This window comes from Thalassolituus sp. UBA6592 (assembly GCF_002433655.1).
GTDB lineage: Bacteria > Pseudomonadota > Gammaproteobacteria > Pseudomonadales > Oceanobacteraceae > Venatoribacter.
Genome location: NZ_DJIO01000128.1, coordinates 54231 through 65957, shown reverse-complemented (window position 1 = coordinate 65957; position 11727 = coordinate 54231). Strand labels below are relative to the sequence as shown.

Below are 11727 nucleotides of genomic sequence, written 5' to 3'. Positions count from 1 at the left end.
TCCCCTCTTTCCCCCCCTCCCCCCCCCCCCGTCCCTTCTCTCCACCTTTTTCTGCCGGCGCAGTGAGCGCACGGTAATCCGCTTATCTGCCTGTGACATCCTGCCGCTGCCGCGTGGCACAAAGCTTCCATACAATGCCGGGCAAGATGCGCAATTGAAACTGAAACGCATTTACCAGTTTAAATGTTTACTCGCCCGCCAAGGTATTTATGCCCTCACATAAAGCTCTCTGGCTGAGTATCAGTGTTGCTGCTGCAACGCCGCTCAGCTATGCCAGTGATTCCGCCCCGTCTGCCACAGCCGATACCACCACGCTTAACCTGGGTACCGTCGAAGTGTCTGCCCAACAGCAACGCAGTGCCGCCGTCCTGACCTCCACCGACCGCCTCGACGCCGATATCATCGCCACCCAGACCAATCTCAACAGCTGGGAAATGCTGGGCATGATGCCGGGGGTTCAGATCACGGAATTCCGCCAGGGTGCGGTGTCGGGTAAGCCGTCGATCCGGGGTTTTAACGGCGAAGGCGAAGTGAACGCAGTGAAGCTGTTGATCGATGGTCTGCCGTCGAACACCAGCGACGGCAATATGTATTACATGAGCACCATCTTTCCACTGGAAACCGAACAGGTGGAAGTGGTGCGCGGCACCAATGATGCCCGTTACGGCCTGCACAATATCGGCGGCAACGTAACCATGAAAACCCTGCAGGGCGGCAATTATCTGAAGAGCCGTACCTCCGCTGGCAGCTATAACACCGCCGAAACCCAGCTGGCCGCCGGTGTGGATAACGGCAATTTCGCGCAGAATTATTTCGCCGGTGTGCAGCACACAGACACCGCCCGCGAGCATGGCGACAGCGATAAATACACTCTGTCAGGCAAATGGTTTTACAGCACCGATGACGATGATCTGAGCCTTGGCTTAACCGCGCGCCATTTTTATATGGACGCCGATGCTTCGGGGTATCTGACTGGTGAAGAGAGCGCCCATGACCCGTGGCAGTCGCTGGAGCGCAACCGTTACGACGGCGATGAGCAGGTGATGGATCAGTTTGGTCTGCATCTGGATACCCAACTGAGCGATGAACTGTCATTAGCGGTTAAGGGTTATCACAACCGCTACGGCTATAACCGTTATGTGAATTACCTGACCGGCCAGCAGCTGCGTGATACCGATGAACGCCACTCCGGTGTGCTGGCGGATATCAGCTGGCTGCCGGATTCCGGCGCGTTAGCTGACATGAATTTCCGCCTCGACGGCGGTGTGAATTACGAACATCAGGATAATCAGAGCCGCCGTTACGCCACGGTTGCACGGGCGAAAACCAGCCAGACCCGCAACCAGCAGAGTTACCTCAATAACGCCGGTGCTTATGTGCAAGCCATGATTGAACCTGTCGATGGTCTGCAACTGATTCCGGCGTATCGCCTCGATCGCTTCAATGGTACATATCATAACGAACTCAACGACACCTCCGCTGAGTTGAACGATTACGGCACCATTAAACAGCCGAAGATGAGTGTTATCTGGGCCTTTGCCGACAGCGCCAGCCTGTACGGCAACTGGGGCAAAACCTTCCAGATCGGTATCGGCAGCGCCGCTTATCAGACCGACAGCAACACCGAAGTGACCGAGCCATCGATCAATACCGGCTGGGAAACCGGAGTGAAATTCCAGCCTGCGTCCTGGCTGAACGGCCGCGTTGCGCTGTGGCAGCAGATTGCTGAAAGCGAATCCAAACGTGTACTGAATTCCGCCAATAACGATTCCGAAGATGTCGGCCGCACCCGCCGACGCGGCCTGGATGTGCAGCTTAATCTGATGCCGACTGACCAGTGGTCGGGCTGGCTGTCGTGGAGCTGGCAGCGGGCGCAGATTATTGATGCGCCGGATGAGAATACCAATGACAACAACGATATCGACCACGTACCTCATTATCTGATCAGTGCCGGCAGCCAGTATCAGATTAACAGTGACTGGAGCTGGATGCTGGATGGCCGCGCCCAGGGCGGTTATTACATCGACAGCGCTAACTCCACCCACACCTACGGCAGCTATGTGCTGCTCAACACCAGTGTGAATTATCAGATCGATTACCGCATGTCGCTCAACCTGCAGGTGCGCAATCTCACTGACCGCTATTACGAGTATGTATGGTTCTGGTCAGACGAGGTTGGCGGAATGCACACCGCCGGTGAACGCCGTGGGGTATATTTAGCCTTTAACTACGAACTGTAAACGCTGGTTATGAGCCGTCACGCTGTCAGAAAGACTGTCGCACGCCTGCACGAAATCACCGGTCTGAGCGTCGGGCTGGTGTTTGCCATCATCAGCCTCAGCGGCAGTCTGCTGGTGTTTTATCCACAGATCGACCTGTGGCTGAACCCGCAGATTCAGCCACAGGCACCATCCGCCACGGCCAGTATTGATGCCGACCGCGCCTTACAGGTATTGCAGCAGACCAACCGCGAACGCCACGGCAGCTGGCGACTGGAAATGCCGTTAAACGGTCAGCCGCTGAATGCACGCTATATGAAACCGGCAGAAACCGCAGGCACAGGTTTCGCGCCAATGCTGGTGTCCATAGACCCGGTCAGCTATGAGATCACCAGTCAGAGGTTCTGGGGCGATACCCTGATGACCTGGCTGTACGACCTGCATTTCACCTTGCTGATGAAACAGAGCGGCGCAACTCTGGCCGCAGTGTGCGGATTAATCGCGCTGTTTATCAGCCTCAGCGGCCTGTATCTGTGGTGGCCGAAAGGTAAAAGCAACAGTGAAAAATGGCGCAAAGCTCTGAGCTTCAAACGCCATGCGCACCCCATCCGCCGCATCTACGATCTGCACACCCGCCCCGGCGTTTACAGCCTGATCGTTGTCGTTATGCTGTGCCTTACCGGCGCCATGCTCGAACGCCCGCAATGGTTCAGCCCTGCACTGGAACAGATCTCACCACGAACCGCGATGCCTGCAGTCAATTCTCTGCCGCCGGCAAACGCCTGGAAAAGTGACCAGCCAGCGCAGCGTATTGCCGCTCAGCAGGCTGCTGCGATCGCCCTGAATGAATTCCCCACGGCTGAACTGCGCTGGCTGCAGACACCGGCAGATTACCTGGATACCTACAGCTTCCGCCTGTATCAGCCGGGCGAGCCCAGCCGCCGTTTTCCCCATACCCGGGTTTGGGTTGATCAGTACTCCGGGCGGGTGCTCGCCACTATCAACCCTTTAGCCGCCAGCGCCAGCGATACCATATTCAACTGGCTGCATGCCCTGCACAGTGGCGAAGCATTCGGCCTGTTCGGGCGCTGGCTGGTATTTATCTGCGGACTGATCCCACCGCTGCTGTTTGTTACCGGGTTGATGCGCTGGATTGATAAACGCCTGGTCACAAAAAGAGAAAGGAAGAGAGCGTGATAAGCGTCTGAAATGGCTAAGAGCCCGGTAATCAGACGAAAGATGGAATAACAAATAGTGAACGCCGCTCAACGTAAGCGGCAATACCCTCCGGGCACCTGTTGCAGCCAGCCCTGCAGTTCCAGTTCGAGCAATTGCGGCATTAATTCATGCACAGGTAACTGTGAGCGGATGGCAATCACATCGATACTGGTGGCGCTGAAGTCGATATGGCTGATCAGAGCGTTGACCGCAACCCGGTTGCTGCTCTGGCTGTGCTGGCTTTTCTGGCTATTCTGACGACCAGGTGCAGCAAACAGATCACTTTGTATCTGGCTCTGAGAAGACGCCGGCTCAAAGCCAGGCTCCGGCAGTCCCAGCTCCTGTAAAATGTCATTGGCACACTCCACCAGCACAGCACCGTCTTTAATCAGATGATGGCAACCGCGGCTGAGGGGATTATTGACCGCCCCAGGTAACGCAAACACCTCCCGGCCCTGCTCTGCCGCCTGACGGGCGGTAATCAATGAACCGCTTTTGATCGCGGCTTCAACCACCACGACCCCAAGACTGAGACCGCTGACAATACGGTTGCGGGATGGAAAATGTTTGGCCTGCGCAGCAGTTCCCGGCGGGAATTCGGACAGAATAAGCCCACCGCTGGCGAGGATCGCGTCGAATAAACGGGCGTGCCGCCTGGGGTAAATCACATCGGCGCCACACCCCAGTACCGCAATAGTACGTCCGCTTTCGACAGCGCCGCTGTGCGCTGCACCATCAATTCCCAGTGCCAGACCACTGACGATGGTGATGCCCTGTTGTGCCAGTTCGCGTGAACAGTTTTTTGCCCACTCAGCGGCGTAAGGTGTTGGGTTACGCGAGCCGACCATGGCCACCGCCGGTGACTCAAGCGCATCAATGTCGCCCCGATAGTAAAGGATGGTTGGCGCGTCGCGGGTCGCCAGCAGCGCCTGGGGATAGGGGTCAAACCCGGCAAGCAAAGCGCCGCAGCCGGGCTGCTGACGCCACTGCTGCAGACGTTTGAATCCGGCATCTGGGTGAGGATTATCCAGCCATTGCTGCGCAGCATCTGGCCTGATACCACAAGCGGTAAGTTGTTGAAGACTGGCGTTCAGTAAACGGGAAGGGTCGCCAAGACGCTGGCGGATTTCAGCGAGGGAGACATTGCCCAGACCAGGCAGGCGCGCGAGGCGCCACCAGGCCAGCAACAGCTCATCCGTGAGCATAAACGTTCCTTGTCAGTGCCCACTGGACCACCTGTCAGGTAGTCCGGGGCGCAGGATTTATCAGTTGTTCGGATTTACCACTTCATCGCCAATACGCAGTGGGCGATTGGCGCGCATGATCAGAGCGTACGACATTTTCTCGTAAGTCAGAAATACCATCAGACTGCCCGCACGCTCGGAAGGTAACCGTACCTGCTCATCTTTGATGCGATCATAAACAATCTCACCCTTTTTCATGATCAACAGCACAGAGCCAGGTTCCAGACCATCACGCTCGCCACGGTTAAGTACCACAACGTCAAACTGACCTACCTGTGACACCCCACCATCCACGGCGAGAATCTCTCCGGTCAGCTTACCTTTTGGCGCTCTCGGGTAGTAATTGGAGATCAGCTCACGGTCATCGGTTGGCAGCAGCACATCGCCAATGGATACCTGCTGAGCGGTACGTTCCAGCAGCAGAGTTGCAATATTCCCCTCTTTGCCAGCCACACTACCAACACCAATTTCAGTGGCTTCCAAACCGAGAACTTCTTCAGTTTCCGGATCAACGTAAACCTGACCTTTGCGGTAGATGCCATACGCATTGGCGACCTCGTCGCCGAAATCACCACGGGCATAAACCTTACCACCAGCGCCCATGATCAGACGGCCATCAGCTCCGGCCAGCACGCGCGGGGCTTTATCAAGATCTTCCAGTTCCACCACCCGGTGGTGTTTCAGGAAGCCCTGAATAGCATCCTGCGGAATCGCCGGGATCGCGGATTCAATCGGTTCAACGCGGGCTGTAGGCTGCATTTTTACCGTACCCGGCGACATTTTGTAGGTACGGCTGGCGTCACCACGACGGGTAACGGTCAGTCGGGTTTCACCGTTAATTTCCACCAGACCAATTTCATCGCCCGGATAAATCAGATGCGGATTCTTAATCTGGTCGTTCTGATACCAGATTTCAGGCCATTGCCAGGGATCACTGGTAAAACGTTCCGAGATACCCCACAGAGTGTCTCCCTTCTTGACCACGTATGTCTGCGGTGCATCGGCTTTCAGCGTCAGTGCGCTAACACTGACAGAAAGACCCATCAAACCAGCAATCAGAATGCCCTTGATGGTTTTGCTCATCCTGTATTCCCTTTATCATTGGCGGATTGGCAATCTCGCATTGAATATCACTGCCTGACCTGCATATTAGCAAGTCAGGACCATTTGTTTCTATAAAAGCTCTTAACTCTATGGCCTTACTCGAAATTTTAGAATACCCGGATCCACGCTTACGCACCGTCGCCGCTCCTGTTGAAACGGTGGATGAACGCATCCGTAACATCGTCGACGATATGTTCGAGACCATGTATGAGGCCCCGGGCATTGGTCTGGCTGCCACACAGGTTAACGTGCATGAGCGCATCATTACCATTGATGTGTCCGAAGATAAAAGCGAACCACTGACTTTTATCAACCCTGAGATCACAGTTCTCGACGGCGAAGAAGAAACCATGCAGGAAGGCTGTCTGTCGGTACCCGGCTTCTATGAAGACGTTACCCGCATCGAACACTGCCTGGTGAAAGCCACTGACCGCGATGGTAACCCATTTGAGATGGAATGCCGCGGTTTACTGGCCGTCTGCATCCAGCACGAAGTCGATCACCTCGATGGCAAGCTGATGGTGGACTACATTTCCCCGCTCAAGCGCAACCGCATTAAGGATAAGCTGGAGAAGAAACACAAACAGGAAGCCCGTCGCAAAGGTAAAAATTAATGGCCTTGCGCATCCTGTTTGCCGGTACGCCAGACTTCGCTGCAGCGCATCTGCGTGCCCTGATTGCTTCAGAACATGACATCATCGGCGTTTACAGTCAGCCGGACCGTCCTGCCGGCCGCGGTAAAAAGCTGCAGCCGAGCCCGGTTAAGCAGGTCGCACTGGAGCATGATATCCCGGTATATCAGCCGCTGAATTTCAAAGACCCGGCGGCAGTAGAAGAACTGGCAGCATTAAACGCTGATGTGATGATCGTGGTCGCCTACGGCCTGATCCTGCCACAGTCTGTGCTCGACGCTCCGAAGTACGGCTGCCTCAACGTGCACGCATCCATTCTGCCACGCTGGCGTGGTGCCGCCCCGATTCAGCGCTGCATCGAAGCCGGTGATATGGTAACCGGCATTACCATCATGCAGATGGATAAAGGTCTCGATACCGGCGACATGCTGAGCAAAGTCACCACCGGCATCAGCGCCGACGAAACCGGCGGCTCCCTGCATGATCGCCTGGCCGAAATGGGGCCGCCCGCCCTGCTGGATACTCTGGCGAAACTGGAAGCGGGTGAACTCAAGCCGGAAATTCAGAACGATATGCTCGCCTGCTACGCACACAAACTGAGTAAAGAAGAAGCGCTGCTCGACTGGAATCTCAGTGCCAGCGAACTGGACCGTAAAGTGCGCGCGTTCAACCCATTCCCGATGGCTTACACTCTGCTGGGCGATAACCGCATCCGCGTATTCCAGGCAGAAATGCTAGAGAAAGTAACCGACATGCTGCCCGGTACGATTGTTAACGTCAGCCCGAAAGGCATCGAAGTGGCCTGCAGCGAAAACGTTCTGCGCATCAGTACCGTGCAGCTGCCGGGTAAGAAAGCTATGTCTGTGGCGGACGTTATCAACGGCCAGCCGCAGCTGTTTCAGGTTAATCACATGCTGGCGTCACAACATTGAGTAATAACTCCTCGATCTGGAATCAGAGCAGTAACTCTGAGTTAAGCGCCCGCCGTGCTGCTGCTATGGCGCTGTCATCCGTGATGAACGGCCAGTCTCTTAATCAGGTACTGCCGGCGCTGGAAAACCGCGTTGCTATTGAAGACCGTGGCTTTCTGCGCGATCTGACGCTGGGCAGCTGCCGCCACTTTCAGCGCCTGAATGCACTGGTCAAAATCCTGCTGAAAAACCCCTTCGGTGAAGAAGATCAGGACCTGCATGCGCTGATGATCATTGGCCTGTATCAACTGGCCATTCAGAACAAAGCACCCCACGCTGCGGTACACGCCACTGTGGATGTCTGCGAAGAACTGGGTAAGGGTTATGCCAAACCGGTGATCAATGCCTGCCTGCGTCGTTACGGCCGTGAGTACGAAGCCCTGCTGCCACCGCTGGATGAAAGCCCGGTGACCGCCACCAGCCACCCGAAATGGCTGGTGAAAATGCTCAGCAAAGCCTGGCCCGATGACTGGCAGGACATTTTTGTGCAGAACAACGAACGTCCGCCGCTGTGCCTGCGCGTCAACCTGAAACACAGCAGCCGCGATGATTACCTGCAGCGTCTGGCCGATGCCGGTATTGAAGCCAGCGCAGCGCCTTATTCAGATGTGGGCATTTATCTGGCGCAATCCTGCGATGTGACCCAGCTGCCGGGGTTCTCCGATGGCGACGTCAGTGTGCAGGACGAAGCGGCACAACTGGCTGCTCAGTTACTCGCCCCCAAAGACGGTGATCGGATTCTGGATGCCTGTGCTGCTCCGGGCGGAAAAACCTGCGCTCTGCTGGAGCGTGCGGATGCCCGTGTCGTTGCACTGGATATTGAAGAAAGTCGTCTTGGCCGGGTGCATGAAAATCTCGAACGTCTGCAGCTGCAGGCCGACGTGGTGTGTGCGGATATGGCCGACACCGATGCCTGGTGGGATGGTGAACTGTTTGATGCCATTCTGCTGGATGCCCCCTGCTCCGCGACTGGCGTGATCCGCCGCCACCCGGATATCAAAATGCTGCGCCGGCGCGGAGACATTGAGCAGCTGAGCAGCCTGCAGGCCAGCCTGTTACAGACGGCCTGGGCTATGCTGAAACCAGGCGGCCGTCTGCTGTATGCCACCTGCTCCGTACTGCCGCAGGAAAACAGTGATCAGATCGCTGCCTTTGCTGATGCAACTCAGGATCTGGTGCTGACAGCGCTGGACTTTTCATGGGGAAGCGCCTGTAATGCCGGGCGACAACTGTTTCCACAACAGAATGGCCATGACGGGTTTTACTACGCCCTGATGACGAAGAAGGCCTGAAACCATAACGCGAGCTGTACCTGCGGGGCGGCCACAGGGTATTAAGACCGTATGACCAATAGTCAGGACAAGCTTTTTGCACAGGGGCGGATAGCGTGAAGATTATCATCCTCGGAGCCGGCCAGGTTGGCGGCTCACTGGCAGAAAACCTCGCCAACGAGCAGAACGACATTACGGTGGTCGATACCGACGCCGATCGCCTGCGTGAGCTGCAGGACCGCATCGATATCAAAACGGTGATGGGCATGGGCTCGCATCCGAATATCCTGCGCGATGCCGGCGCCGACGACGCCGATATGCTGATCGCAGTGACCAATTCCGATGAGACCAATATGGTCGCCTGCCAGATCGCTTACACCCTGTTCCGTACGCCGACCAAAATCAGTCGTATCCGTACCGGCCAGTATCTGAAGCAGACCGAACTGTTCCGTGCCGATGCCTTTCCGGTCGACGTTCTGATCTCACCTGAGCAGGTGGTTACGAACTATGTCAGCCGCCTGCTGCAGTATCCGGGTGCGCTGCAGGTAATGGACTTCGCCGAAGGTCGCGCCCAGCTGGTTGCGGTAAAAGCCTACTACGGCGGCCCGCTCGTAGGTCAGGAAATTCACCACCTGAAGAACCACCTGCCGAACATTGATGCCCGTGTGGCCGCGGTATTCCGCCGCAACAAAGCCATCGAGCCAACCGGTGATACTGTGATCGAAGCCGACGATGAAGTGTTCTTCGTCGCCGCCAAAGCGCACATCCGCCGGGTCATGAAAGAGCTGCGCCGGGAAGAAGATTCCTACCGCCGGGTCATGATCGTCGGTGGTGGTAACATTGGCTACCGCCTCGCCCGCACGCTGGAAAAGCATTACCAGATCAAAATCATCGAACACAATCCCGGCCGCACCGAGTTCCTCAGTGAGCACCTGAACCGCACCGTGGTGCTGCTCGGCAGTGCTACCGATAAGACGCTGCTGGAAGAAGAAAACATCGAAAGCACCGACGTGTTCTGTGCTCTGACCAACGATGATGAAGTGAACATCATGTCGTCACTGCTGGCCAAACGACTGGGCGCGCGCAAGGTAATCACCCTGATCAACAAAGCCGCCTATGTGGATCTGGTACAGGGCGGTATGGTCGACGTGGCGCTGTCGCCACAACAGGCCACCATCGGCAGCCTGCTCACGCACGTGCGCCGCGGTGACGTGGTAAACGTTCACTCACTGCGTCGTGGTGCAGCAGAAGCCATTGAAGCGATCGCCCACGGTGACAGCCGCTCATCCAAGGTGGTTGGTCGCAAGATCCGTGAAATCAAGCTGCCACCGGGTACCACCATTGGTGCTATCGTGCGCGGCGAAGAAGTGATTATGGCCAGTTCCGATGTTCTGGTGGAATCCGATGACCATGTGATTCTGTTCGTAATGAACAAGAAACACATTGCCGACGTGGAGCGGCTGTTCCAGGTTGGCCTCGGCTTCTTCTGAGGATACCTGCGTATGCATCTGACCGTTATCGCCCGTATCCTCGGCATCTTCCTGATGCTGTTCAGCATCACCATGGTGCCGCCCATCATCATCTCGGTTATTTATGATGATGGTGCCACCGATGCCTTTATTACCGCCATGCTGCTGATTCTTGGCATCGGCTTTACGTCCTGGCTGCCGGTGCGCCGTGTACATGAAGAACTGCGCACCCGCGACGGCTTCCTGATTGCTGCACTGTTCTGGCTGACCCTGGGGTTGGCCGGCACTCTGCCGTTTATGATCGCTGATAAGCCCGGGCTGGACTTCGCCGACGCCTTCTTTGAATCCCTGTCCGGCTGGACCACCACCGGTGCCACGGTGATGACTGGCCTCGAATATTTGCCCAAATCCATTCTCTGGTATCGCCAGCAGCTGCAGTGGATGGGCGGCATGGGGATTATCGTTCTGGCTGTCGCCATTCTGCCCATGCTCGGTATTGGTGGTATGCAGCTGTATCGGGCAGAAATGCCGGGGCCGATGAAAGATTCCAAGCTCACACCGCGTATCGCCGAAACCGCCAAAGCCCTGTGGTACATCTATCTGTTCCTGACCATCAGCTGCGCACTGGCTTACTGGGCAGCGGGCATGAGTCTGTTTGATGCCATTTCCCACAGCTTTGCCACCGTAGGTATCGGCGGATTCTCCACCTATGACGCTTCCATCGGGTATTTCGACAGTCCACTGATCGAAGGTATCGCGATCTTCTTTATGCTGATTGCGGCGCTGAATTTCTCGCTGCACTTCTTTGCCTGGCGTAACCGTACGCTGCTGCATTACTTTGAAGACTCCGAACTGAAGTTCTTCTTTCTGGTGCTTGGCGGTGGTGTGCTGCTGGCGATTTCCGCACTGTGGTACACCGGCACTTACGACTTCACCCATTCCGTGCGCTACGGTCTGTTTGAAGTGGTATCTGTCGCCACGACCGCGGGCTTTGGCACTTCCGACTTCTCGGTGTGGCCGGTGTTTCTGCCAGTTCTGCTGTTTATGATGGCCTTTATCGGCGGCTGCACCGGTTCGACCGGCGGTGGCATGAAAGTAATCCGCGTACTGCTGATTTATAAACAGGGCGTGCGCGAGATCCGCCGTCTGGTGCACCCGAACGCGGTGATTCCGGTGAAGCTTGGCAACCGTGCAGTGGGTGACCGCATTCTCGATGCTGTGTGGGGCTTCTTTGCTATGTATATCGTCACCTTTATGGTGATGATGCTGGCGCTGATGGCCACCGGCCTGGATCAGGTGACCGCCTTCTCTGCGGTTGGCTCCTGCCTGAATAACCTCGGCCCTGGTCTGGGCGCAGTGGCCACTCACTACGGTGATATTTCAGATACTGCAAAGTGGTTACTGGCGCTGACCATGCTGCTCGGCCGGCTGGAGATTTTTACCCTGCTGGTGCTGTTAAGTCCGACCTTCTGGCGCAGCTGAGGATTCAGCTCCGGGCGAGGCTCATTCAATAGAAAGATCTGGCAATAAAAGACAGACAATAAAAAAGGAAGGCAATGCCTTCCTTTTTTGTATCCCTCGATACTCTCTTTTCCAGCC

The 11727-nt window shown here is 56.2% G+C and carries 9 protein-coding genes; 7 read left to right on the top strand and 2 right to left on the bottom strand.

Features of this window, described 5'->3' with window-relative positions:
* Positions 1 to 209 precede the first annotated feature (209 nt).
* Positions 210 to 2240, top strand: coding sequence for a TonB-dependent receptor (locus B2Z72_RS12250; RefSeq protein ID WP_296981653.1), 2031 nt, complete (start codon positions 210 to 212; stop codon positions 2238 to 2240).
* Between the two features lie 9 nt (positions 2241 to 2249).
* A complete protein-coding gene (locus tag B2Z72_RS12245) occupies positions 2250 to 3416 on the top strand; it encodes a PepSY-associated TM helix domain-containing protein (protein WP_296981651.1) in 1167 nt (388 codons plus the stop codon).
* Positions 3417 to 3484: 68 nt separating this feature from the next.
* Here the strand turns inward: B2Z72_RS12245 and dprA are convergent, their stop codons facing one another.
* Together dprA and B2Z72_RS12235 are read right to left on the bottom strand one after the other, a co-directional pair.
* The gene (gene dprA, locus B2Z72_RS12240; RefSeq protein WP_296981649.1) at positions 3485 to 4642 is read right to left on the bottom strand and encodes a DNA-processing protein DprA; all 1158 of its coding nucleotides are present in this window, start codon (positions 4640 to 4642) and stop codon (positions 3485 to 3487) included.
* A gap of 60 nt (positions 4643 to 4702) precedes the next feature.
* Positions 4703 to 5764, bottom strand: a complete 1062-nt coding sequence (locus B2Z72_RS12235) for a LysM peptidoglycan-binding domain-containing protein (protein ID WP_296981648.1) — start codon at positions 5762 to 5764, stop codon at positions 4703 to 4705.
* A 110-nt stretch (positions 5765 to 5874) separates the two neighbouring features.
* Here B2Z72_RS12235 and def point away from each other — a divergent pair, with 110 nt between their 5' ends.
* The 5 genes from def to B2Z72_RS12210 all read left to right on the top strand — a co-directional run bounded on the left by def (position 5875) and on the right by B2Z72_RS12210 (position 11610).
* Positions 5875 to 6399, top strand: a complete 525-nt coding sequence (def, locus tag B2Z72_RS12230) for a peptide deformylase (protein WP_296981646.1) — start codon at positions 5875 to 5877, stop codon at positions 6397 to 6399.
* Complete coding sequence (gene fmt / locus B2Z72_RS12225; protein WP_296981643.1) at positions 6399 to 7349, top strand: methionyl-tRNA formyltransferase; 951 nt, start codon at positions 6399 to 6401, stop codon at positions 7347 to 7349. Before def ends, fmt begins: the two co-directional genes overlap by 1 nt.
* Positions 7346 to 8680: a 16S rRNA (cytosine(967)-C(5))-methyltransferase RsmB gene (gene rsmB / locus B2Z72_RS12220; RefSeq protein ID WP_296981641.1), complete on the top strand. Its 1335-nt coding sequence runs from the start codon at positions 7346 to 7348 to the stop codon at positions 8678 to 8680. Before fmt ends, rsmB begins: the two co-directional genes overlap by 4 nt.
* 95 nt (positions 8681 to 8775) lie before the next feature.
* A complete protein-coding gene (trkA, locus tag B2Z72_RS12215) occupies positions 8776 to 10149 on the top strand; it encodes a Trk system potassium transporter TrkA (protein WP_296981639.1) in 1374 nt (457 codons plus the stop codon).
* A gap of 12 nt (positions 10150 to 10161) precedes the next feature.
* Positions 10162 to 11610, top strand: a complete 1449-nt coding sequence (locus tag B2Z72_RS12210) for a TrkH family potassium uptake protein (RefSeq protein ID WP_297004937.1) — start codon at positions 10162 to 10164, stop codon at positions 11608 to 11610.
* Positions 11611 to 11727: the final 117 nt, after the last annotated feature.